This is a genomic window from Streptomyces sp. enrichment culture (assembly GCF_964272895.1).
Lineage (GTDB): Bacteria > Actinomycetota > Actinomycetes > Streptomycetales > Streptomycetaceae > Streptomyces.
Map to the genome: position 1 here is coordinate 1,711,585 of NZ_OZ186832.1, position 23,241 is coordinate 1,734,825.

Annotated in this window: 24 protein-coding genes; 12 read left to right on the plus strand and 12 right to left on the minus strand. The window is 72.5% G+C overall.

Translation table 11 applies throughout. The features are described 5' to 3' along the window. Position 1: 1 nt before the first annotated feature. The gene (locus ACSU6M_RS07770) at positions 2-718 is read right to left on the minus strand and encodes a ZIP family metal transporter (protein ID WP_437068168.1); all 717 of its coding nucleotides are present in this window, start codon (positions 716-718) and stop codon (positions 2-4) included. A gap of 120 nt (positions 719-838) precedes the next feature. On the opposite strand from ACSU6M_RS07770, the gene cobM reads away from it, so the two are divergent. From cobM to cobC, 6 genes are read left to right on the plus strand one after another with little or no spacing between them, the layout of a single operon-like run. Beyond that, positions 839-1,657: a precorrin-4 C(11)-methyltransferase gene (gene cobM, locus ACSU6M_RS07775; RefSeq protein ID WP_437068170.1), complete on the plus strand. Its 819-nt coding sequence runs from the start codon at positions 839-841 to the stop codon at positions 1,655-1,657. Then, entirely contained in the window at positions 1,654-2,874 is a 1,221-nt protein-coding gene (cbiE, locus tag ACSU6M_RS07780) for a precorrin-6y C5,15-methyltransferase (decarboxylating) subunit CbiE (protein WP_437068172.1), read from the plus strand. Before cobM ends, cbiE begins: the two co-directional genes overlap by 4 nt. Continuing rightward, positions 2,871-4,553 (plus strand): precorrin-3B C(17)-methyltransferase, encoded by a 1,683-nt coding sequence (gene cobJ / locus ACSU6M_RS07785; protein ID WP_437068174.1) that lies wholly within the window; start codon positions 2,871-2,873, stop codon positions 4,551-4,553. Before cbiE ends, cobJ begins: the two co-directional genes overlap by 4 nt. After that, entirely contained in the window at positions 4,550-5,140 is a 591-nt protein-coding gene (locus ACSU6M_RS07790; protein WP_437068176.1) for a precorrin-8X methylmutase, read from the plus strand. Before cobJ ends, ACSU6M_RS07790 begins: the two co-directional genes overlap by 4 nt. Next, on the plus strand, positions 5,137-6,069 hold the full coding sequence (locus ACSU6M_RS07795) for a sirohydrochlorin chelatase (RefSeq protein WP_437068177.1): 933 nt from the start codon (positions 5,137-5,139) through the stop codon (positions 6,067-6,069). The genes ACSU6M_RS07790 and ACSU6M_RS07795 overlap by 4 nt, the downstream gene beginning before the upstream one ends. Beyond that, positions 6,059-7,117: an Rv2231c family pyridoxal phosphate-dependent protein CobC gene (gene cobC, locus ACSU6M_RS07800; RefSeq protein ID WP_437068179.1), complete on the plus strand. Its 1,059-nt coding sequence runs from the start codon at positions 6,059-6,061 to the stop codon at positions 7,115-7,117. Before ACSU6M_RS07795 ends, cobC begins: the two co-directional genes overlap by 11 nt. A gap of 51 nt (positions 7,118-7,168) precedes the next feature. Here the strand turns inward: cobC and ACSU6M_RS07805 are convergent, their stop codons facing one another. From ACSU6M_RS07805 to ACSU6M_RS07825, 5 genes are all read right to left on the minus strand, one after another. Next, complete coding sequence (locus ACSU6M_RS07805) at positions 7,169-8,041, minus strand: SCO1860 family LAETG-anchored protein (RefSeq protein ID WP_437068181.1); 873 nt, start codon at positions 8,039-8,041, stop codon at positions 7,169-7,171. Positions 8,042-8,283: 242 nt separating this feature from the next. Beyond that, positions 8,284-9,375: an amidohydrolase family protein gene (locus tag ACSU6M_RS07810; RefSeq protein WP_437068182.1), complete on the minus strand. Its 1,092-nt coding sequence runs from the start codon at positions 9,373-9,375 to the stop codon at positions 8,284-8,286. Positions 9,376-9,396: 21 nt separating this feature from the next. After that, positions 9,397-10,188 (minus strand): amino acid ABC transporter ATP-binding protein, encoded by a 792-nt coding sequence (locus tag ACSU6M_RS07815; protein ID WP_437068184.1) that lies wholly within the window; start codon positions 10,186-10,188, stop codon positions 9,397-9,399. Then, the gene (locus ACSU6M_RS07820; RefSeq protein ID WP_437068186.1) at positions 10,185-11,018 is read right to left on the minus strand and encodes an amino acid ABC transporter permease; all 834 of its coding nucleotides are present in this window, start codon (positions 11,016-11,018) and stop codon (positions 10,185-10,187) included. The genes ACSU6M_RS07815 and ACSU6M_RS07820 overlap by 4 nt, the downstream gene beginning before the upstream one ends. A 4-nt stretch (positions 11,019-11,022) precedes the next feature. Next, positions 11,023-11,868 carry a transporter substrate-binding domain-containing protein gene (locus ACSU6M_RS07825; RefSeq protein WP_437068188.1) on the minus strand — a complete coding sequence of 282 codons (846 nt, stop codon included), beginning with the start codon at positions 11,866-11,868 and terminating at the stop codon, positions 11,023-11,025. Positions 11,869-12,022: 154 nt separating this feature from the next. On the opposite strand from ACSU6M_RS07825, the gene ACSU6M_RS07830 reads away from it, so the two are divergent. From ACSU6M_RS07830 to thpD, 5 genes are all read left to right on the plus strand, one after another. Continuing rightward, the gene (locus ACSU6M_RS07830) at positions 12,023-13,054 is read left to right on the plus strand and encodes a pyridoxal-phosphate-dependent aminotransferase family protein (protein ID WP_437068189.1); all 1,032 of its coding nucleotides are present in this window, start codon (positions 12,023-12,025) and stop codon (positions 13,052-13,054) included. A gap of 327 nt (positions 13,055-13,381) precedes the next feature. After that, entirely contained in the window at positions 13,382-13,897 is a 516-nt protein-coding gene (gene ectA, locus ACSU6M_RS07835) for a diaminobutyrate acetyltransferase (RefSeq protein WP_437068190.1), read from the plus strand. Between the two features lie 13 nt (positions 13,898-13,910). After that, entirely contained in the window at positions 13,911-15,197 is a 1,287-nt protein-coding gene (gene ectB / locus ACSU6M_RS07840) for a diaminobutyrate--2-oxoglutarate transaminase (RefSeq protein WP_437068191.1), read from the plus strand. A 20-nt stretch (positions 15,198-15,217) separates the two neighbouring features. Next, positions 15,218-15,622, plus strand: coding sequence for an ectoine synthase (locus ACSU6M_RS07845; RefSeq protein ID WP_437068193.1), 405 nt, complete (start codon positions 15,218-15,220; stop codon positions 15,620-15,622). A gap of 5 nt (positions 15,623-15,627) precedes the next feature. Beyond that, positions 15,628-16,518 (plus strand): ectoine hydroxylase, encoded by an 891-nt coding sequence (gene thpD, locus ACSU6M_RS07850; protein WP_437068195.1) that lies wholly within the window; start codon positions 15,628-15,630, stop codon positions 16,516-16,518. A gap of 127 nt (positions 16,519-16,645) precedes the next feature. Here the strand turns inward: thpD and ACSU6M_RS07855 are convergent, their stop codons facing one another. Beyond that, complete coding sequence (locus ACSU6M_RS07855; RefSeq protein WP_437068197.1) at positions 16,646-17,707, minus strand: alkene reductase; 1,062 nt, start codon at positions 17,705-17,707, stop codon at positions 16,646-16,648. Positions 17,708-17,862: 155 nt separating this feature from the next. On the opposite strand from ACSU6M_RS07855, the gene ACSU6M_RS07860 reads away from it, so the two are divergent. Further along, positions 17,863-18,342: a MarR family winged helix-turn-helix transcriptional regulator gene (locus ACSU6M_RS07860; protein WP_437068199.1), complete on the plus strand. Its 480-nt coding sequence runs from the start codon at positions 17,863-17,865 to the stop codon at positions 18,340-18,342. A 170-nt stretch (positions 18,343-18,512) separates the two neighbouring features. Here the strand turns inward: ACSU6M_RS07860 and ACSU6M_RS07865 are convergent, their stop codons facing one another. From ACSU6M_RS07865 to ACSU6M_RS07885, 5 genes are all read right to left on the minus strand, one after another. Further along, positions 18,513-19,565, minus strand: coding sequence for an aminotransferase class V-fold PLP-dependent enzyme (locus ACSU6M_RS07865; protein ID WP_437068200.1), 1,053 nt, complete (start codon positions 19,563-19,565; stop codon positions 18,513-18,515). 94 nt (positions 19,566-19,659) lie between these two features. Then, positions 19,660-20,379 (minus strand): DsbA family oxidoreductase, encoded by a 720-nt coding sequence (locus ACSU6M_RS07870; protein WP_437068202.1) that lies wholly within the window; start codon positions 20,377-20,379, stop codon positions 19,660-19,662. 77 nt (positions 20,380-20,456) lie between these two features. Further along, positions 20,457-20,951: an N-acetyltransferase family protein gene (locus ACSU6M_RS07875; protein WP_437068204.1), complete on the minus strand. Its 495-nt coding sequence runs from the start codon at positions 20,949-20,951 to the stop codon at positions 20,457-20,459. Positions 20,952-20,991: 40 nt separating this feature from the next. Beyond that, on the minus strand, positions 20,992-21,600 hold the full coding sequence (locus ACSU6M_RS07880; RefSeq protein ID WP_437068205.1) for a DUF1349 domain-containing protein: 609 nt from the start codon (positions 21,598-21,600) through the stop codon (positions 20,992-20,994). Between the two features lie 41 nt (positions 21,601-21,641). After that, a complete protein-coding gene (locus ACSU6M_RS07885; RefSeq protein ID WP_437068207.1) occupies positions 21,642-23,171 on the minus strand; it encodes an aldehyde dehydrogenase (NADP(+)) in 1,530 nt (509 codons plus the stop codon). Positions 23,172-23,241 lie beyond the last annotated feature (70 nt).

The window sequence follows — 23,241 nt, forward strand, 5'->3', positions numbered from 1 at the left end:
CTCACTCGGCCAGCCCGACCACCAGCCACATGAACCCCGCCCCCGCGACCGTGCACAGCAGCGTCGAGCGGGCCGGGTGGGTGTGGTGGGCCTCGGGCAGGATCTCGGCGGCGGCCAGATACAGCAGGGCGCCGCCGAAGAAGCCGAGATAGCCGCCGAGCACCGGCTCCGGGATGCTGACGAAGGACGCCGAGGCCGCGCCCGCCACCGGTGCCGCCGCGTCCGCGACCAGCATCGCCACCGCCCGGCGGCGGGCGTTGCCGTACAGGGTCGTCAGGGTGAAGGTGTTGAAGCCGTCCGCGAAGTCGTGCGCGATCACGGCCACCGCGACGGCCGCTCCCATGCCGCCGCCCACCTGGAAGGCCGCGCCGATCGCGACGCCGTCCATGGCGCTGTGCAGCACCATGGCACCGGCGGCCGTCAGGCCCACCTCAGGGGTGCGGTGGCCGTCCTCCTCGGCTCCATGGGCCGCGAGCAGCCGCTCCACCGTATGGGCGAACAGAAAGCCCGCCACGAAGAGCAGCAGCGCGGCCGGTACGCCGAACACCTCGTCGCCCGCGGCCTGCAGGGACTCCGGCAGCAGATCGAGGCCGACGACGCCCAGCATCAGGCCGCCGGCCAGGCCCAGCACCAGGTGACGCCGGTCGGTGACACGGCCCGCGGTCCAGCCGCCGGCCAGCGTCATCAGGAACGCGCCGAGCGCGACAAGGACCGCCATGGCCCCTTGCTATCGGATCGACCGGCGTCCCCGCACTCCCCCACGCTCGACTTCGCTCGCGCGGGGGGACCCCCATGCCACGAGCAGTAACCCGAAGAACGTAGGAGAGGACCGATTCCCATGGCCGATGCCCCCACCGGCAAGGTGACCTTCGTCGGTGCCGGCCCCGGCGCCGCCGATCTGCTGACGTTCCGGGCCGCGCGCGCGATCGCCGAGGCCGACGTCGTGATCTGGGCGGCGAGCCTGGTGCAGGCGGAGGTCCTCGAGCACGCGCGCGAGGGCGCGGAGATCCTGGACTCCGCCCAGATGTCGCTGGAGGACGTGGTCGCCGTGTACCGGCGTGCCGCCGAGGAGGGTCTGAGGGTGGCCCGCATCCACTCCGGCGACCCCGCCCTGTGGGGCGGTACGCAGGAGCAGGTCGACCGGTGTGCCGAGATCGGCATCGCCGTCGAGATCGTGCCCGGCGTGTCGTCCTTCTCGGCGGTCGCCGCGCTCGCCCAGCGCGAGCTGACCATCCCGGAGGTGGCGCAGTCCGTCGTGCTGACCCGGCTCGGCGGCGGCAAGACGCCGATGCCGCCCGGCGAGGAGGTGCGGGAGTTCGCCAAGCACGGCACCACCATGGCGATCTTCCTGTCGGCGGCCCGCAGCGGCCAGCTGGTGCGGGAGCTGCTGGAGGGCGGCTACCCGACGACCACCCCGGTCGTCGTCGCCTACCAGGCGACCTGGCCGGAGGAGCTGGTCGTCAAGTGCACGATCGGCACGCTGGAGGAGACGGTCAAGGAGCACAAGCTCTGGAAGCACACCCTCTTCCTGGTCGGCCCGGCGCTCGACGCGCACGGCACGCGCTCGCACCTGTACCACCCAGGCCACTTCCACGGCTACCGCAAGGCCGACCCGGAGGCCCGCCGGGCCCTGCGCGAACGGGGTGCCTCCACATGATCACGGTCGTCGGTCAGCCGGTCCCGGTGGACGTCCTCGCCGGTGCGGAGCTCGTCGTGGGCGGGCGGCGGCATCTGGAGGCGGTCGCACTGCCCGAGGCGGCCGAGCGGATCGTGCTCGGGCCGCTGGCGCCCGCCCTGGACACGATCGGGGAGTACGTCGAGAAGGACCGTTGCGTCGTCGTGCTGGCCTCGGGCGACCCCGGGTTCTTCGGGATCGTGCGGGCGCTGGCCGAGCGGTTCGGGCCGGAGCGGCTGGACGTGCGGCCGGGTGTGTCGTCGGTGGCGACGGCGTTTTCGCGGGCCGGGCTGCCGTGGGAGGACGCCGTGGTGGTCAGCGCGCACGGGCGCGATCCGCGCACGGCGGTCAACGTCTGCCGGGCGTACCCGAAGGTGGCGGTGCTGACCGGCCCCGGCGCCGGGCCCGCGGAACTCGGGGCCGCGCTGCGGTCGTACGACCGGGTCCTGGTCGTCGCCACCGCGCTGGGCTCCCCCGAGGAGCGCCTGGAGCGGGTCACGCCCGCCGAGGCGGCGGCCCGCGACTGGGGCACGGCGGTCAGCGTCGTGATCAGCCTGGACGACAGGCGTGCCCTCGGGCCCGTGCGCGCGCACGCCGGGCTGCCGCTGCCGCCCGCGGGATGGGCGCTGGCGGAGGACGCGTTCGCCCACCGGGACTCGATGATCACCAAGTTCGAGGTGCGGGCGCTGGCGCTCGCCCGGCTGGGGCCGCGCCCCGGCGACCTGGTGTGGGACGTCGGCGCGGGCTCCGGGTCGGTGGCCGTGGAGTGCGCGCGGCTCGGTGCCGCGGTGACGGCGGTGGAGAAGACCGCGGACGGCGTGGAGCGGGTCCGGGCGAACGCCGTCGCGCACGGTGTCGATGTGCACGTGGTGCACGGGGCGGCGCCGACCGTGCTGTCCGATCTGGACGATCCCGACGCCGTGTTCGTGGGCGGCGGGGGGCGCGAGCTGCCCGCCGTGGTCACCGCCTGCGCGCGCCGGGCGCGGCGTGCGGTGGTCGTCGCCATGGCCGCGCTGGACCGGGTCCCGGCGGCCCGCGCGGCCCTGGAAGGTGCCGGGTTCGACTGCGACGGGGTGCTGCTGCAGTCCTCCCGACTGGCGCCGCTGCCGGGTGATGTGACCCGGCTGGCGGCGACCAATCCCGTTTTTCTGCTGTGGGGCGTGCGGCCTCCGGCCCGTAGTGAAGGAGTAACCCAGTGATCGGCCTCATTTCCGCCACCGCGGCGGGGGCGGCGGCACGCGACCGGCTGGCCGCGGCGTGGCCGGAGCGGACGCGGGTGTACGACGGCCCCGTCGCCGACGCCGTGCGGCGGGCGTTCGCCGAGTGCGAGCAGCTGGTGTGCTTCCTGGCCACGGGAGCGGTCGTCCGGCTCGTCGCGCCCCTGCTGGGCGACAAGGCGGGCGATCCGGGTGTGGTGTGCGTCGACGAGGGCGGCCGGTACGCGGTCGCGCTGCTCGGCGGGCACGGCGGTGGCGCCAACGGCCTCGCCCGCGAGGTGGGCGAGGTGCTGGCCGCCGAGCCCGTGGTGACGACGGCGACGGACGCGGTCGGCATCCCCGGCCTGGACACGCTCGGCCTGCCGTACGAGGGCGATGTCGCCGGAGTGACGCGGGCGCTGCTGGACGGTGAGCCGGTGGCGCTGGAGACGGAGGTGGCGTGGCCGCTGCCGCCGCTGCCGTTCGCCGCCGAGGGGGACCGCCGGGTGCGGGTGACGGACCGCGCGGGCGAACCGGCTTCCGGGGAGGTGTGGTTGCGGCCGCCGACGCTGGTGGTCGGGGTCGGCGCGTCCAAGGGGGCGCCGGTCGCGGAGGTCCTGGACCTGATCACGGGGACCTTGCGGGAGGCGGGCCTGTCCCCCCGCAGCATCGCCGCACTCGCCACCGTCGACGTCAAGTCGGAGGAGCCCGGCATCGTGGAGGCCGCCGCGCGGCTCGGGGTGCCGGTGGTGACGTACTCGGCCGAGGAGCTGGCGGGCGTCGAGGTGCCCAACCCGTCCGACGCCCCGCTGGCCGCCGTGGGCACGCCGTCCGTGGCGGAGGCGGCGGCGCTGATCGGCGGCGGCGAACTCCTCGTACCCAAGCGGAAGTCGGCGGCCCGGCCCGCGATGGCGACCTGTGCCGTCGTACGGCGTCCGGGGCGCGGCCGGCTCGCGGTGGTCGGGCTCGGGCCCGGCGCCCGCGACCTGCTCACCCCGCGCGCGAAGGCCGAACTGCGGCGCGCCTCGGTGCTGGTGGGGCTCGACCAGTACGTCGACCAGATCCGCGATCTGCTGCGGCCGGGCACCCTGGTCCTGGAGTCCGGGCTGGGCGCCGAGGAGGAGCGGGCGCGCACCGCGGTCGCCGAGGCCCGTAAGGGGCAGGCGGTCGCGCTGATCGGCAGCGGTGACGCGGGCGTGTACGCGATGGCGTCCCCGGCGCTCGCCGAGGCGTCCGACGACATCGACGTGGTCGGTGTGCCGGGCGTGACCGCCGCGCTGGCGGCCGCCGCGATCCTGGGCGCGCCGCTCGGCCACGACCATGTGTCGATCAGCCTGTCCGACCTGCACACGCCCTGGGAGGTCATCGAGCGGCGGGTGAAGGCGGCCGCGGAGGCGGACATCGTCGTGACCTTCTACAACCCCCGCTCGCGGGGCCGGGACTGGCAGCTGCCGAAGGCCCTGGGCATCCTCGCCGAGCACCGCGCGCCCACCACGCCGGTCGGCATCGTGCGCCAGGCTTCGCGCCCGGACGAGTCCAGCCGGGTGACCACGCTCGGGGAACTCGACCCGGCGACGGTCGACATGATGACGGTCGTGACGGTGGGCAACACCGCGACCCGGAACGTCGCGGGGCGCATGGTGACCCCGCGCGGCTACCGCTGGCAGGAGGCGTCCCGGTGAACCGTGTCGTCCACCCCATCGAGGAGGAGTCCTACCGGCGGCTGCGCGCCCGCCTGGACACCTCGCACTTCCCGCCGCTGACCCGTGCGGTGGTGGAGCGGGTCATCCACTCCGCCGCCGACCTGGAGTACGCGACCGACCTCGTCATGGACGAGGGTGACCTGGTGAAGGCGCACGCCGCGCTGCACGCCGGGGCGCCCGTCGTCGTGGACGTGGAGATGGTCGGCGCGGGCATCACCCGCCGGGAGACCGTCTGCCGGCTGAAGGACGGCGTGGCCGGGCCGGGGCTGACCCGCTCGGCGCACGGCATCCGGCTCGCCTACGAGCAGGTCGGGCCCGGCGCCCTCTGGGTGATCGGCAACGCGCCGACCGCGCTGGAGGAACTGCTGACCCTGGACGCCGACCCGGCGCTCGTCATCGGACTGCCCGTCGGCTTCGTCGGCGCGGTCGAGTCCAAGGCCGCGCTGCGGGAGAGCGGGCTGCCCGCCGTGAGCAACGTGTCCGAGAAGGGCGGCTCGGCGGTCGCGTCCGCCGCGCTCAACGCCCTGCTGTACCACCCCGTTTCACACTCCGAGGAGACATCGTGACCACCCCGCCGCCCGCCCTGCTCATCGCCGGTCATGGCACTCGGGACGATGCGGGAGCCGAGGCGTTCCGCGACTTCGTACGGGAGCTCGGCCGCCGCCACCCCGAACTGCCCGTCGCGGGCGGCTTCATCGAGCTGTCCCCGCCGCCGCTGGGCGAGGCCGTGACCGAGCTGGTCGGCAAGGGCGTACGGCGGTTCGCGGCCGTGCCGCTGATGCTGGTGTCCGCCGGGCACGCCAAGGGCGACATCCCGGCGGCGCTGGCCCGCGAGAAGGAGCGGCACCCGGGGATCTCGTACACCTACGGCCGTCCGCTGGGCCCGCACCCGTCGCTGCTGAGCGTGCTGGAGCGGCGCCTGGACGCGGTGCTCGGCGACTGGGACCGCTCCGAGGTGACCGTGCTGCTGGTGGGGCGCGGCTCCACCGACCCGGACGCCAACGCCGAGGTGCACAAGGCGGCGCGGCTGTTCTGGGAGGGCCGCGGGTACGCCGGTGTGGAGACGGCGTTCGTGTCGCTGGCGGCGCCGGACGTGCCGAGCGGCCTGGACCGGTGCGCGAAGCTGGGGGCGCGGCGGATCGTGGTCCTGCCGTACTTCCTGTTCACCGGCATCCTGCCGGACCGGGTGCGGGAGCAGACGCGGGAGTGGGCGGACGCGCACCCTGAGCTCCAGGTGCGGTCGGCGGACGTCATCGGTCCTGAGCCGGAGCTGCTGGATCTGGTGATGGAGCGGTACGAGGAGGCCGTGAAGGGCGATCTGCGGATGAACTGCGACTCGTGCGTGTACCGGATCGCGCTGCCGGGCTTCGAGGACAAGGTGGGTCTGCCGCAGCAGCCGCACTACCACCCGGACGACGACGGCCATCACCACGGGCACGGCCATGGGCACGGGGGGCACCACCACCATCACGGCGGCCACGCGCATGCGCACTGAGGACGGCGCCGGGCACGATCTGCGGCACCACGGGGACGCGGAGGTCCGCGACGGCGGTTCGGGGCTGGTGGATCTGGCCGTGAACGTCCGCGCGGACACCCCGCCCGCGTGGCTGCGGGAGGTCGTCGCCGGGTCGCTGGCCTCTCTCGCGGCCTATCCCGACGGGCGGGCCGCGCGGGCCGCGGTCGCCGCCCGGCACGGGGTCGCGCCGGAGCGGGTGCTGCTGACGTCCGGGGCGGCGGAGGCGTTCGTGCTGCTGGCGCGGGCGCTGAAGGTGCGCCGGCCGGTCGTGGTGCATCCGCAGTTCACCGAGCCGGAGGCGGCGCTGCGGGACGCCGGGCACACCGTGGACCGGGTGCTGCTGCGGGAGGCGGACGGCTTCCGGCTGGATCCCTCGCTGGTGCCGGAGAGCGCGGATCTGGTGGTGCTCGGCAATCCGACGAATCCGACGTCCGTGCTGCATCCGGCCGAGGCCGTGGTGCGGCTGGCCCGGCCCGGGCGGACGCTCGTCGTCGACGAGGCGTTCATGGACGCGGTGCCCGGTGAGCGGGAGGCGCTGGCCGGGCGGACGGATGTGCCGGGGCTCGTGGTGCTGCGCAGCCTGACCAAGACGTGGGGGCTCGCCGGGCTGCGGATCGGGTACGTGCTGGCCGCGCCGGAGACGATCGCCGAGCTGGAGCGGGCGCAGCCGTTGTGGCCGGTGTCCACTCCGGCGCTGGCGGCGGCGGAGGCGTGTGTGGCGCCGCGGGCGCTGGCGGAGGCCGCGCACGCGGCGCATCGGGTGGCCGCGGACCGGGCGCATCTCGTCGCCGGGCTCGCGGAGTTCGCCGGGGCCGGGCTGCGGGTCGCGGGGCCCGCGGAGGGGCCGTTCGTGCTCGTGCGGGTGCCGGACGCGGCGCGGGTGCGGGCGCGGCTGCGCGAGCTGGGGTACGCGGTGCGGCGCGGGGACACGTTTCCGGGGCTGGACGGGGAGTGGCTGCGGGTCGCGGTGCGGGACCGGGTGACGACGGGCGGGTTCCTGGAGGCGCTGCGGGTGGCGCTGGGCTGAGGCGGGAGGCGCCCGGGGTCGGGGCCGGGCACCTCCCTCGGTGTGCCGGGTTCAGCCCTTGCGTCGCGCCAGTGCCACCGCTCCCCCGCCGGCCACCAGCAGGGCCACCGCGCCGCCTGCCACGTACGGCGTGGTCGAACTGCCGCCCGTCTCGGCGAGGCCGGGGCCCTCCGCGCCGCCCTGGGGCTTCTCCGGGGCGGGGGGCGGCGGGGTGGACGGGGTCGTGGCCGGCGGCGTCTCGCAGGTGGACTCGACGAGGGTCACCGTGCCCTTGACGTCGGCCACGTTGAGCTTCAACGGGTTGACCGAGACCGTCAGTTCGAGGGCCGTGGCGGCGGCCGTGCGGGAGGTGGTCTCCCGCCGGGAGAGGTCGAGGCGGACCTCGCCGACGCCCGGGACCTGGACGTCGGTGGTGCCGCCCGCGGTGAGGGTGACGGCCTTGCCGAGGACGGTGACGGTGCCGAGGACGTTCGCGTCGGCGACGGGTGCCTTGCCGGTCTCGCAGACCGCGCTGGAGGTGACCTCCTCGACCTCGATGACCGACAGCAGGGGCAGTCCGGGGACGTGGACCTCGGCGTGGACGAGCCGGGCGCTGCCCTCGGCCCTGTCCGCGGTGACCGTGGCCTTCGCCTGGGCCACCTCGGCGGCGAGCACGGTGAAGGGCTTGCCGCCCTCGACACCGTCCAGCTGCGCCGTCAGCGTGGTCTTCTCGGCGCTGGCCGGGGCCTGGACCTCGTTCAGGGTGACCGCGAGCGGGACGTTCACGGTCTTGTTGAGCAGGGACACGTCGAGCCCGGTGCGCAGGACGACGGCGCTCGCGCGACCCTGGTCGGGGGTCGCGTGGGCGGGGCCCGCGGCCACGGCTATGACGGCCGCGGCGGTGGCGATTCTGAGTGCGGGCATGCGGAAGGTGTTGCCGTTCACTGTTGGGACCCCCAGTAAGGGTGTGCTCGGGACCCCGCAAGAATTACGCACTGAGAGTGAACGGGCGGCGATCCAGCGTCACTTCACCCCATCGTGGGGTTTCCGCCCGCGTTTTCGAATAGCGCGGTACGGATGTTCCCGGCCATCACCCACGGGTACCTCGGCGAGCGAACACGCGGGGTGACGTGGGGGCGCGCATGCGGGGATGCACAACGAACGCGCCCGGCACCGGTCACGTACGGTCAGCCCACGACCCGCCCGTTGAGCACGACCCGGCGTGGGGCCTTGAGGACCCGTACGTCGGCTCGTGGGTCCTCCTCGTACACGACCAGGTCGGCCGGGGCCCCTTCATGGAGGTTGGGGCGGCCCAGCCAGGTGCGGGCCGACCACGCCGTGGCCGCGAGGGCGTCGACCGGGGGGATCCCGGCGGTCACCAGCTCGGCCACCTCGTCGGCGACCAGTCCGTGCGGGAGGGAGCCGCCGGCGTCGGTGCCGACGTAGATCGGGATCCCGGCGTCGTAGGCGGCGCGCACGGTGTCGTAGCGGCGTTCGTGGAGTCGGCGCATATGCGCCGACCAGCGCGGGAACTTGGTCTCGCCGCCGGCGGCGAGCTGCGGGAAGGTGGCGATGTTGACGAGGGTCGGGACGATTGCGACGCCGCGCTCGGCGAAGAGCGGGATCAGATCCTCGGTGAGGCCGGTGGCGTGCTCGATGCAGTCGATGCCGGACTCGACGAGGTCGCGCAGGGACTCGGTGGCGAAGCAGTGGGCCGTGACACGGGCGCCGAGCCGGTGGGCCTCCGCGATCGCCGCGCGGGCGGCCTCGCGCGGCCAGCACGCGGTGAGGTCGCCGACCTCCCGGTCGATCCAGTCGCCGACCAGCTTGACCCAGCCGTCGCCGCGCCGGGCCTCGCGGGCGACGTAGGCGACGAGCTGGTCGGGCTCGATCTCATGGCCGTAGTTGCGGATGTAGCGGCGGGTGCGGGCGATGTGCCGGCCCGCGCGGATGATCTTCGGCAGGTCCTCGCGGTGGTCGACCCAGCGGGTGTCCGAGGGCGAGCCCGCGTCGCGGATCAGCAGGGTGCCGGCCTCACGGTCGGTGAGGGCCTGCTTCTCGGCCTCCTCCGCGGGGACCGCGCCGTGCGCGTCCAGGCCGACGTGGCAGTGCGCGTCGACCAGGCCGGGCAGCGCCCAGCCCTCGACCGTGCGCACCTCGCGGGCGCCGGCGGGACGGTCGTAGGTGATCCGCCCGCCGACGACCCACAGTTCGTCCCGGACCTCGTCGGGGCCGAGCAGGATCCGGCCCTTCACATGCAGCACCGCACGTTCGCTCATGCACTGCACGATAGTGAGGGGTCAGTCGGACGTGCCCACCTGGTCGCTGGTCTCCTCCTCGACCTCGGCCATCGCCGGGTCCAGCAGGCGGGAGAGGAAGTGGCGGGTGCGCTCGTGGCGGGGGCTGCCGATGACCTGCTCGGGGCTGCCGTCCTCGACGACCACACCGCCGTCCATGAAGACGACCCGGTCGGCGACCTCGCGGGCGAAGGTCATCTCATGGGTGACGACCATCATGGTCATGCCCTCGTCGGCCAGCATCCGCATGACCGCGAGGACGTCCCCGACGAGCTCCGGGTCGAGCGCCGAGGTCGGCTCGTCGAACAGCATCACCTCGGGGCCCATCGCCAGCGCGCGGGCGATGGCGACGCGCTGCTGCTGGCCGCCGGACAGGGACGACGGGTAGGCGCCGGCCTTCTCGGCGAGACCGACCCGCTCCAGGTTCTCGGCGGCGACCTTCGCGGCCTCCGCCTTGCCGCGCCTGAGGACCCGGCGCTGGGGCAGCGTGAGGTTCTCGGTCACGGTCAGGTGCGGGAAGAGGTTGAACTGCTGGAAGACCATGCCGATACGGCGGCGTACGGCGTCGATGTCGACGTCCGGGTCGGTGACCTCGGTACCGCCGACGAACACCTGGCCCTTGGTGGGCTCCTCGAGGAGGTTCACGCACCGCAGCAGCGTGGACTTGCCCGAGCCCGAGGGGCCGATGACACAGACGACCTCGCCCTGGGCGATCTCCAGGTCGATGCCGCGCAGCACCTCGTTGTCGCCGAAGGACTTGTGCAGATCCTTGACCAGGATCTCGGGTCGGCTCATTTCACGGCCTCCTGGGCCTTGGCCTCCATGCGGCGCACGACGAAGCCGAGCGGGATCGTCACCAGCAGGTAGCACAGGCCGGCGACGAGGATCGGCGTGGAGTTGGCGGTCGTGCTGGCCAGGTCGCGGCCGAACTTGGTCAGCTCGCGCTCCTCCAGGGTGACGCCGAGGAACAGCACCAGCGAGGAGTCCTTGAACAGCAGGACGAGTTCGTTGGTCAGCGGCGGCAGGATGATCCGGAACGCCTGCGGCAGGATGATCGAGACCATGGCCCGCGCGGGCGAGAAGCCCAGCGAACGGGCCGCCTCCATCTGCCCCTTGGGCACGGCCTGGATGCCCGCGCGGAAGGTCTCGGCCATGTAGGCGGCGGCGACCAGGCCGAGCGCGAGCGCGACCTTGCCGTAGGTGCCGCCGGGGATCTCCGTGCCGGGGAAGGCCAGCGGCACGGCCACACCGATGAACACGAAGATCAGCAGCGCGGGCAGCCCGCGGAAGATCTCGATGTAGACACCGGCGACCCAGCGGTAGGGCCGCACCGGCGACAGCCGCATCAGCGCGATGACCAGGCCCAGGACCAGCCCGACGGCGAAGCCGGACAGCGTGAACAGCACGGTGTTCTTCAGCGCCATCGTGATGACGTCGGGGAACATCTGCTCCGCGATGTCCTTCTGGGCGAACTGGTTCTGCAACCGGTCCCAGTCCGCCGCGAGCACGACGGCGATCACGGCCGCGACGAACACCACGTACTGGGTGCCGCGCGACAGCTTCTGCTTCTGACGCCGGGTCAGGCCCTTTTTCTTCGGCTGGAGTTCTGCGTCCGTGTCGGTCATCGGGTCAGGAGGCGGCCGGGGAGGCGGCGGCCTCGTCGTAGGGGCCGATCCACTGCTCGTAGATCTTCTTGTAGGTGCCGTCGGCCTTGGCGTCGGCGAGGGCCTTGTTGATGGCCTCGCGCAGCTTGGTGTTGCCCTTCTTCACCGTGAAGCCGTACTGCTCACCGGTGTTGATCTGCTCGGCGACCTGGAAGGCGTCGGCGTTGGCCTTGTCCTTCAGCCAGCCCTGGACGACCGGGTAGTCGATGACGACGGCCTTGACCTGGCCGGTGCGCAGGCCGTTGAGGACGGCGTCGGAGGACTCGAAGGAGACCGGGTCCAGGCCCTTGCTCTTGGCGTAGTCCTCACCGGTGGTCTGCGCCTGGGTGCCGACCTTCTCGCCCTTGAGGTCCGCGAAGGACTTGATGCCGCTCTTCTTGTCCACCAGGACGGCCTGGGTGGCGTCGAAGTACGGGTCGGAGAAGTCGACGTTCTTCTTGCGCTCGTCGGTGATGGTCATGCCGGCGGCGGCCAGGTCGCACTGGCCGGAGTTCAGGAAGGCGCCGGTCTTGAAGTTCTCGAACGGCGTGTCGAGGATCTCCTGCTTCACGCCGAGGTTCTCGGCGACCAGGTCGATCAGCGCCACGTCGAAGCCCTGCACCTTGCCGTCGATCTCCGACTGGAAGGGCGGGTACGGCAGGTGGGTGCAGGTGGTGAGCTGGCCGGCCTTGACCAGCTCGACGCCGCCGGCGGCGGTCTTCGCACCGCTGCCGCCGTCGTCTTCGGAGCCGCAGCCGGCCACGAGGACCAGCCCGGCCGTCGCGGTGATGGCGGCCAGGACGCGGGCCCGGCGGCCGATGACGGTGTTCACGGGTGGACCTCCTGGTAGGGAACTGTGCGTTCCGATTATAAGGAGATGTTTGAGCTCCTCAAATCAATCCCATGGTGCGACGGCCATCCGGCCTAAGAACTGAGCGGTGACCTAGGCTCGACGCGAGTCTGCCCCTGAGTGAAGAGAGCCACACGTGTCCCATCCCTTCCTGGACCTCGCCCCGCTGAGCGCCGCCCGGTTCGCCTCGATCGAGGACCGGGTGGCGAAGCTGCTGGACACCCGGCAGGACGTCGTGATCATGCAGGGCGAGGCGCTGCTGCCGCTGGAGGGCGCGATCCGGGGCACCGCGGGCCCCGGCACGACCGCGCTGAACGTGATCACGGGGCCGTACGGGCAGACCTTCGGCGACTGGCTGCGGGACTGCGGCGCCACGGTGATCGATCTCGCGGTGCCGTTCCACGCGGCGGTCACCGCCGAGCAGATCCGGGACGCGTTCGCCGAGCACCCGGAGATCGACTTCGTGTCGCTGGTGCACGCGGAGGCGGCGACCGGCAACACCAATCCCGTCGGGGAGATCGGGGAGGTCGTGCGTGCGCACGGGGCGCTGTTCTATCTCGACGCCGTGGCGGCCGTGGGCGCCGAGCCCGTGCTGCCGGACGCATGGGGTGTGGACCTGTGCGTGATCGGGGCGCAGAAGGCGATGGGCGGGCCCGCGGGCGTCTCGGCGGTGTCGGTGAGCGAGCGGGCGTGGGAGCGGATGCGGGCGAACCCGCGCGCGCCTCGGCGGTCGTATCTGTCGCTGCTCGACTGGAAGGAGCGGTGGATCGACGGCGGCCGTCGCGCGCTGCTGCACGCGCCCGCGCAGCTGGAGATGCTGGCGCTGGAGGCGTGCCTGGAGCGGATCGAGACGGAGGGGCTGGAGGCGGTGATGGCCCGCCACCGCGCGTGTGCGGGCGCCGCGCGGGCCGGAGCGGCGGCGGCCGGTCTTGAGCCGTACGTGTACGAGGAGAGGGACGCGGCGCCGGTCGCCACGACGCTTCGGGTGCCGGAGGGGGTCGTGGCGTCCGAGGTGGTCGCCCGGGCGCTGAAGGTCGATCCGTCCGTGCCGATCGCCGCGGGCGGGGGTGCGCTCGCCAAGGAGATGATCCGGGTCAATCACTACGGGGCGGACGCGTCCCTGGATGTGGTGCGGGCGAGTCTCGCGGCGCTTGCGGCCGTCCTGTGAGTGCGGATCGGATGCGGCCGGCCGCACAGTGCCCCGCGCCGCCCCTTTACGGCGTCTCCGCACAGTCAATTCCATGAATTCCTGAATTCACTCAAGAATAGCTTCCCATATTCTCCTGCCCCGTTTCCCCAGGGCTAAACGCGAAGATTTCGCGAACGCTTTAGCGGGTGTGATCCATTCCACAGGCGGCCCGATATGCACCGTATGCGAGGTGCATATCGGGCCAAACCGCATCCTCCTCGCGCCCGCGTGATAACACGTATCGCCGCCGGACGTAAGACCACCCGGCCGTGCAATTTTGAATTTACGTCGCTAAATTCAATCCGCATGACCGCTGCACCCGCAGACCTGTACATCGACCGCCCGACAATTTCCGACGGGGCCGCTCTGTGGCGCCTGGCCAAGGAATCCGGGACGCTCGACCTCAACTCCTCCTACAGCTATCTGCTGTGGTGCCGTGACTTCGCCGGCACCTCGGCGGTGGTGCGGGGGGAGGACGGGGAGCCCGTCGGGTTCGTGACCGGATACCTGCGCCCCGATCGCCCCGAGACGCTGCTCGTGTGGCAGGTGGCCGTCGATGCCGCCCACCGCGGACGCGGACTCGCGGCGCGGCTGCTGGACGGGCTGGTCGCGCGGGTCGCCGATGAGCGGGCGGTCGCCTGCGTCGAGACCACGATCACCCCGGGCAACACCGCTTCCGAGGCCCTGTTCACCTCGTTCGCGGCGCGCCACGGCGCCCGTGTCGAGCGGGAGGTGCTGTTCGACCGGGGGCAGTTCCCCGACGGCCCACACGATCCCGAAGTCCTGTACCGCATCGGCCCGTTGACCCTTCCGTCGCATTGAGGAGCGATTCGTCGTGACCATCACCCAGCCCGACCTCAGCGTCTTCGAGACCCTCGAGTCCGAGGTGCGCAGCTACTGCCGCGGCTGGCCCACCGTCTTCGACCGCGCGCGGGGCAGCCGTATGTACGACGAGGACGGCCATGAGTACCTCGACTTCTTCGCCGGCGCCGGTTCGCTGAACTACGGGCACAACAACCCCGTGCTGAAACGGGCGCTGCTGGACTATCTGGAGCGGGACGGCGTCACCCACGGCCTCGACATGTCGACGACGGCCAAACGCGCCTTCCTGCAGACCTTCCAGGACCTGATCCTGCGGCCGCGCGATCTGCCGTACAAGGTGATGTTCCCGGGCCCGACCGGCACCAACGCCGTGGAGTCGGCGCTGAAGCTGGCGCGGAAGGTGAAGGGGCGCGAGTCGATCGTGTCGTTCACCAACGCCTTCCACGGGATGTCGCTGGGCTCGCTGGCGGTGACCGGCAACGCCTTCAAGCGGGCCGGCGCCGGTATCCCGCTGGTGCACGGCACGCCGATGCCGTTCGACAACTACTTCGACGGCACGGTCCCGGACTTCCTGTGGTTCGAGCGGCTGCTGGAGGACCAGGGCTCCGGGCTGAACAAGCCGGCCGCGGTGATCGTGGAGACCGTGCAGGGCGAGGGCGGCATCAATGTCGCCCGGCCCGAGTGGCTGCGCGCGCTGAAGGAGCTGTGCGAGCGGCAGGACATGCTGCTGATCGTCGACGACATCCAGATGGGCTGCGGCCGTACCGGCGCGTTCTTCTCCTTCGAGGAGGCCGGCATCGTCCCGGACATCGTCACCGTCTCCAAGTCCATCAGCGGCTACGGCCTGCCGATGTCGCTGTGCCTGTTCACACCGGAGCTCGACGTGTGGGAGCCGGGCGAGCACAACGGCACCTTCCGCGGCAACAACCCGGCGTTCGTCACCGCGACGGCCGCGCTGGAGAGCTACTGGGCCGACGGCTCCGCCATGGAGAAGCAGACCCGCACCCGCGGCGAGCAGATCGAGCAGGCGCTGATCGGCATCACCGAGGAGAACCTCGCCGACGTACGCGAGTACCGCGGGCGCGGGCTGGTGTGGGGCCTGGAGTTCCACGACAAGGAGCGGGCCGGGCGGGTCGCGCGCCGCGCCTTCGAACTCGGGCTGCTCATCGAGACGTCCGGCCCCGAGAGCGAGGTCGTCAAACTGCTGCCCGCCCTGACCATCACCCCGGAGGAACTGGACGAGGGCCTCAGGGTCCTGGCCCGTGCCGTCCGGGAGACCGCCCCGGCCATCACCGTCTGACCAGGAGGGACCCCACCACCGTGATCGTCCGTTCGTTCAAGGACATCGAAGGAACCGACCGCCATGTGAAGGCCGCGTCCGGGACCTGGGAGAGCAAACGCATCGTCCTGGCCCGGGAACGGGTCGGCTTCTCGCTGCACGAGACGGTCCTGTACGCCGGGACCGAGACGTCGATGTGGTACGCCAACCACGTCGAGGCCGTCGTCTGCGTCGAGGGCAAGGCCGAACTCACCGACCACGAGACCGGGACGTCGTACACGATCACTCCCGGCACGATGTACCTCCTGGACGGTCACGAGCGGCACACGCTGCGCGTCCTGGAGGACTTCCGCTGCATCTGCGTCTTCAATCCGCCCGTCACCGGACGGGAGGACCACGACGAGAACGGCGTCTACCCCCTGCTCACCGAACCCGAGGAGGTGTGAATCACGTGACCGCCACCGTCACCGACCTCTACCCCACCCGCGGCACCACCGAGGTGCGGGTCCCGCGTCAGGACCCCGTCGTGTGGGGCTCCCCCGACACGCCCGGCCCCATCGCGACCGCCGACCTCCAGGCGTACGAGCGCGACGGCTTCCTCGCCATCGACCAGCTCATCACCGACGACGAGGTCGCCGTCTACCGGCAGGAGCTGGAGCGGCTGGTGACCGATCCGGCGATCCGCGCCGACGAGCGCTCCATCGTGGAGCCGAAGTCCAAGGAGATCCGCTCGGTCTTCGAGGTGCACCGGATCAGCGAGGTGTTCGCGGCGCTGGTGCGCGACGAGCGCGTCGTCGGGCGGGCCCGGCAGATCCTCGGCTCGGACGTGTACGTCCACCAGTCGCGGATCAACGTCAAGCCCGGCTTCGGCGCCAGCGGCTTCTACTGGCACTCCGACTTCGAGACCTGGCACGCCGAGGACGGTCTGCCGAACATGCGGACGGTGTCCGTGTCGATCGCGCTGACCGAGAACTACGCCACCAACGGCGGGCTCATGATCATGCCCGGTTCGCACAGGACGTTCCTGGGCTGCGCGGGCGCGACCCCGAAGGACAACTACAAGAAGTCGCTCCAGATGCAGGACGCGGGCACCCCGTCCGACGAGGCGCTGACCGAGATGGCCTCGGAGCACGGCATCCGGCTGTTCACCGGCCGGGCCGGTTCGGCGACCTGGTTCGACTGCAACGCCATGCACGGGTCCGGGGACAACATCACGCCCTTCCCGCGCAGCAACGTCTTCATCGTGTTCAACAGCGTGGAGAACACGGCGGTCGAGCCGTTCGCGGCGCCGATACGGCGACCGGAGTTCATCGGCGCGCGGGACTTCACGCCGGTGCGGTGAGCCCTTCCGGGGACTGCACGCCCGTACGGTGACCAGCGCGTGACGGGGCCTGCCGAGTGCGGCAGGCCCCTTCGCCGTACGGGGGCGCCGCTCCGCCGTGACTGCGGAGCGCGGCGCTCCGCGGTGGCTACAGCGCCGGGTAGTCGGTGTAGCCCCGCGCGCCGCCGCCGTAGAACGTGGCCCGGTCGGGCTCGTTGAACGGGCCGCCGGCCCTGAGGCGGGCGGGCAGGTCGGGGTTGGCGAGGAAGAGCTGGCCGAAGGCGAGGAGGTCGGCGAGGCCGTCCTCGATCAGGGGGAGGGCGTCGGGGCCGGTCGGGCCCTCGCTGTAGGGGTTGAGCACGAGCGTGCCGCCGAAGCGCTTGCGCAGGGCCAGCGTGATGTCGCGGGTGTCGGTCATCTCCGCGATGTGCAGATAGGCCAGGTCCAGCGGTTCCAGGGCGGCCAGCAGCGCGAGGTAGGTGGCCTCGGCGTCGGGCTCGCTCATGCTGTTGAACGGGTTGGCGGGCGAGATGCGCAGGGCGGTGCGCTCGGCGCCGATGGCGGCGGCGACGGCCCGGACGGTCTCGGCGGCGAAGCGGATGCGGTGCTCCACGGGGCCGCCCCACTCGTCGGTGCGCCGGTTGCTGTCGGGCGACAGGAACTGGTGGATGAGGTAGCCGTTGGCGCCGTGCAGTTCGACCCCGTCGAAGCCGGCCTCGACGGCACGGCCGGCGGCGGCCGCGAAGTCCTCGACGGTCGCGCGGATCTCGTCGCCGGTCAGCTCCCGCGGGGTGACGTACTCCTTGGGACCCTCGTGGGTGTGGACCTGGCCCTGGGCGGCCACCGCGGACGGCGCGACATTGTGCAGTCCGTCGGGGAGCAGCGCGGGGTGGCCGATGCGGCCGGTGTGCATCAGCTGGGCGAAGATCCTGCCGCCCGCGGCGTGCACGGCGTCGGTGACCCGGCGCCAGGCGGTGACCTGTTCGGCGGTGTGCAGCCCCGGCGTGTCGGGGTAGCCCTGGCCGACGGCCGAGGGCTGTATGCCCTCGGTGACGATCAGGCCGGCGGAGGCGCGCTGGGCGTAGTACTCGGCGGTCAGGGCGGTGGGCAGGCCGCCCTCGGCGGCCCTGCTGCGGGTCATCGGCGCCATGACGATGCGGTTCGGCAGGCGCGTGCCGGACAGGTCGATCGGGTCGAATGCGGTGGTCACAGGGGCTCCCTGAAGGGTTTATGTGGTCGACCAAGCATTAATGTTGGTCGGCCAAGTAACTCAACCGGCTGACACTGTAACCCATTCCTTGGTCGGCCAAGTTAAAATTCGGGGGATACCTGGCCGGGGGGCCGTCCAGGAGCGAGGAGAAACCGATGGAGGAGGCCGCCAGGCTGCCGGCCGCCGCGCGCAGCGGACCGGTCAGCCACGCCCTCAGTCGCACCGCACGGCTGCACCGCACGGCCGCGTCCGGTCTGCTGCGCGGGCTGGGGCTCTATCCGGGCCAGGAACTGGTGATGATGATGCTGTGGGAGCAGGGGGCCTGCCGGCAGTCGGATCTGATCAAGCTGCTGGACCTCGACCCGTCGACGGTCACCAAGATGCTCCAGCGGCTGGAGCAGGCGGGCCATGTGCGCCGCCTGCCCGACCCCGCGGACCGCCGTGCGGTCCTGGTGGAGGCGACCGAGGGCAGCGCCGGCCTGCTCGCCGAGGTCGAGCAGGCATGGGGCACGCTGGAGGAGCGGACGCTGGAGGGGCTGAGCCCGGACGAACGCGACCGCCTCCTCGCCCTGCTCCTCAAGGTCGAGGGCAACCTGTGCCCGGAGGCGAGCCGGCGTCACATGGACGGCGACTGACGGGCGGGGCGGGCTCTGCCCCAGGGCGAGTCGGCATCAGGCGGCCTCCGTCCCAGGGCGAGTCGGCATCAGGCGGCCACCGCCCCAGGACGCGCCGGCATCAGGCGGCCACCGGCGCCCCCAGGCGCGCCCGCGTCAACCGGACACCGCCACCCCGAGGCGCGCCCGCGTCAGCCGGACAGCTGCTCAAGCAGGCGGTCCACGTCGGACTCGGTGTTGTACAGGTGGAAGGACGCCCGCAGATTGCCCGCCCGGTCGGAGACCTGGATGCCCGCCTCGGCCAGCCGGGGCTGGAGATGGTCGAGGCCGGGCACCGAGACGATGGCCGAGCCGGGTGAGGGCAGCGGCTCGTGCCCGAGGGCGGCGACACCGGCGCGGAAGCGGTCGGCGAGGGCGAGGTCGTGGGCGTGGACGGCGTCGACGCCGATGGTCTCGAGGAGTTCCAGGGAGGCGCGCAGTCCGGGGTAGCCGAGCAGGCTGGGGGCGATGTCGAAGCGCCGTGCGGAGTGGGCGAGTTCGGCGACCGGCCCGTAGCAGCTGTCGAAGGGCACCTCGCCAGCGACCCAGCCGGCGAGCAGCGGCACCAGGTCGCCGAAGTCCTCCGGCGCGGTGAAGAACGCGATCCCGTGCGGGCCGAGCAGCCACTTGTAGGCGACGACGGCGACGAAGTCGTAGGCCCCCGCGTCCAGCGGCAGCCAGCCGAACGCCTGGGAGGCGTCGATGTAGGTGCGCGCCCCGTGGGTGAGGGCGGCCTCGCGGATCCCGGCCAGGTCGGCGATGCGCCCGTCGGCGGACTGGGCGGCGCTGACGGCGACGAGCGCGGTGCCGGGGCGGACCGACTCGGCGAGCCCCTCCAGCGGCACAGCCCGCACCTTGAGGTCCCCGCGCATGTGGAAGGGGTTGACCAGGGACGCGAAGTCGCCCTCGGCGGTGAGGACTTCGGCGCCGGCGGGCAGCGACGCGGCGATCAGCCCGCCGTACTCGGCGACCGATCCCCCGGTCGCCACCCGGTGCGAGGGGACGCCCGCCAACCGGGCGAAGGCGGCGCGGACATGCTCCACGTCCTCGTACAGCGAGCCCAGCGGCAGGCCCTGCGCCCGCATCCGGGCCGCCCGGTCGAGGGCGGTCACGGTGCGGGCGGGCAGCAGGCCGTTGCTCGCGGTGTTGAGGAAGGTGTTCTCCGGGGCGAACTCGGCGCGGACGAGGTTCGTCAAGGTCTCCATGGGACCACTCTGGCCCCCGGATATCTATCGGTCCATGGCGATTTTCTACGTGGTTCCGCCAAGGAACGCTTATAGATGGACGCTGACCTGCGGCTCAGCCCCGCTGCGGGACCGCGCAGCCGTCGGGGCCGCAGGCGTCCGCGTCGCCCTGGTCGATCAGGGTCAGCGGGGAGCGCTCGCCCCACGCCTGGGCGAGGGCCTGGGTGAAGACCTCGGCGGGCTGGGCGCCGGAGACGCCGTACTTGCGGTCGAGGACGAAGAAGGGGACGCCGGTCGCGCCGAGCTGAGCGGCCTCGCGCTCGTCGGCGCGGACGTCGTCGGCGTAGGCGCTCGGGTCGGCGAGGACCTCGCGGGCCGCGTCGGCGTCCAGGCCCGCCTCGACGGCGAGTTCGACGAGCCGCTCGTCGCCCTCGGTGAACACCGAGCGCTCCTCGGCGAAGTTCGCCCGGTACAGGATCTGGACCAGCTCGTCCTGGCGCCCGTGCTCCTTGGCCAGGTGCAGCAGGCGGTGCATGTCGAAGGTGTTGCCGTGGTCGCGGCCGCGGGTGCGGTAGGCGAGGCCCTCGGCGGCGGCCTGCGCGCCGACGTTGTCCTCGGCGGCCTCGGCCTGCGCCTCGCTGAGCCCGTACTTCTTGGCGATCATCGGGATCACGGGGCCGGTGTCGTCCTTGGCGCGGCCCGGGTCGAGCTCGAAGGAGCGGTGCACGACCTCGACCTGGTCACGGTGCGGGAAGGCCGCGAGCGCCTTCTCGAAGCGGGCCTTGCCCACGTAGCACCAGGGGCAGGCGATGTCGCTCCAGATCTCGACGCGCATGTTCTCGGCTTCCTTCGGGTCGTACGGATACGGAGACTCTCTCCGCCTGTCGTACGTGAACCTTCAACGACCTGGTTTCATTCCCCGGTCAGCTCCAGCCGCAGCGCGAGATGATGGTCACCCTCGGTGACGGGCCGGCCGGGGTCGGGGACCCAGCCATGGCGGTCGTAGAAGGCCCGCGCCCGCCGGTTGCCGACGTGCACGGACAGCGCCGCCGCCCGCTTGCCGTCGGCGCGCCACTGCTCCAGACAGGCCGTGTGCAGGGCGGTGCCGATGCCGCAGCGCCAGCGGTCGGGGTCGACGTGGAGCTGGAGCAGGTCGACGGTGCCGGCCCCGGCGTCGCGGAAGGAGGCGAGCCCCACGATCCGGCCGTCCTCGACGGCGCACAGCACCTGCCCGTCGGTCCGCCCGATGGCCCCGCGCCAGGCGGCCCGCCAGTCGGTGCCGTCCTGCGGGACGCCGTCCGGGTAGTACGTCGCCCGGGCCCGGGCGTGCAGCGCGGCGACCGCCTCCGCCTCGGCCCGCACGACGGTCCGGATCACCCGGACCCCGGTCACTCGCTCACTGATCACGCCCTTGAGGACGCGTTCTCGGCCACCTCGGTTTCCCGGTTCAGCTGCCGTCCCGCAGATCGGCCGGCCAGCTCGGCCGGAACGCGATGTGGTCGTACGTCACCACACACCCCTCCCCGAGCGGCGCCTGCGCCATGAACCCGACCAGCGCGGCGCCCGTCTCCCTCTCGTCGCCGAGCGTGAACAGCCGCACGAACCTCCACCGCTGCCCGTCCGCCGAGGCGTGGAAGGCGAAGGCCCGCCCGGTGCGGCTGACCCGCAGCCACACCGAACTCCCCTCCACCGTGAAGGAGTTGGCGTCGTCCGAGTGTCCGCGCGTGACCACCGTGCACACGGTCGGCACGTCCGGCGAGTACTCCAGACACAGCTTGGCCCAGGCCCGCTCCCCCACCTGCACGTACAACACGCCGGCGTCGAAGGCCGAGTTGAACCCCACGGTGACCCGTGCGATCAACTGGAAGTCCCCGTCGGGCGTCCCGAGCAGCCGCGGCGCGTCGGTGGGCGGGTCCAGAGCCTCACCGGTCGGCGGCACGAAGCGGTCCTGCCGCGGCCCGGCCCACCCGGAGAGGATCCCGTCCTCGTACGACCAGTGCCCGTCGGGCCCGTAGGTGCGCAGGGGGAAGGGGAGTTCGGGAAGCGAAACGTCCATCGACTCATTCTCCCAGGCGGAGGTGACGCACCCCTACGGCGCTACCGCTCCAGACGCCCGTTGAACCGCCGAGGAAGCCCGAGCGGGTTGTCGTCGTGGAGCTCCGCGGGCAGCAACGCCTCCGGCGCCCCCTGATACACCACCGGCCGCAGCCACCGCTCGATGGCCGTACCACCCACCGACGTGGACGTGGACGTCGTGGCCGGGTAAGGCCCCCCATGATGCTGGGCCGCCGCCACGGCGACCCCCGTCGGCCACCCGTTGACCAGCACCCGCCCCGCCAGCGGCGTCAGTTCGGCCAGCAGCTCGGGCCCGCGGCCACGACCCTCCGCCTCCTCGGCAGAGACATGCACGGTGGCCGTGAGGTTGCCCGGCAGCCGCGACAGCACCGCCTTGGCCTCGGCCTCGTCCTCGTAGCGGGCCACGACGGTGACCGGCCCGAAGCACTCCTCCAGGAGCAGGTCGTACGCACCCTCGCCGGTCAGCTTCTCGGCCGGTACGGACAGGAACCCGGCGCTGACCGTGTGCTCCCCGCCCGCGCCCGGCGTGACCGGGGACTCCACGCCGGGCAGCTCGCGCCGCTCGGCGACTCCGGCGACGAAGTTGTCCCGCATCCGGTGGTCCAGCAGGACACCGGCGTCCGTGTCGCTGACCGCGTCGGTGAGCGCCTTGACCAGCCCGTCACCGGCGGAGCCGCTCGGCACCAGCACGAGCCCCGGCTTCACACAGAACTGGCCCACACCCAGCGTCATGGAGCCCGCGAGCCCCGTACCGATGGCCTCCCCGCGCTCGGCGGCGGCGGCCTCGGTGATCAGGACGGGGTTCAGGGAGCCCAGCTCGCCGTGGAACGGGATCGGCACCGGACGCGCCGCGGCGGCGTCGAAGAGCGCGCGACCGCCCCGTACCGAACCGGTGAAGCCCGCCGCGGCGACCAGCGGGTGCTTGATCAGCTCGACGCCCGCCTCGAAGCCGTGCACCAGGCCGAGGACGCCCTCGGGGATGCCGTGCTCGGCGGCGGCCCGGCGCAGCACGGCCGCGACCAGTTCGGACAGGCCCGGGTGGTCGGGGTGGGCCTTGACCACGACCGGGCAGCCCGCGGCGAACGCGCTCGCGGTGTCGCCGCCGGGGACGGAGAAGGCGAAGGGGAAGTTGGAGGCGGAGTAGACGGCGACGACGCCGAGCGGCACCTTGTAGCGGCGCAGGTCGGGGATCGGCGGGGTGGCGGTGTCGTCGGGGTGGTCGATGACGATGTCCAGGAAGGCGCCCTCGTCGACGATGTCCGCGAAGGCGCGCAGCTGGTAGCAGGTGCGGGCGAGTTCGCCGGTGAGGCGGACCGGGCCGAGCGCGGTCTCCGCGTCGGCGGCCTCGACGAGCTGGTCCCGGGCGGCCTCCAGCTGCGCGGCGGCGCCGCGCAGGAAGGCGGAGCGGACGGTCCGGTCGGCGAGCGCCTCCCGTGCGTCGTGCGCGGCGCGGACGGCGGCGTCCACCTCCTGGGCCGTGGCCTCCACCGCAACCTGTTCCCGCTGCTTCCCGGTACGGGGGTCGACACTCCAGACTGGTGCTGCTGCCACCGCAGATCCCTCCACGTGTATCTGGGTCCATCACCAGCGTTGTTCGATATACTGAACGCTGTCTCGGATG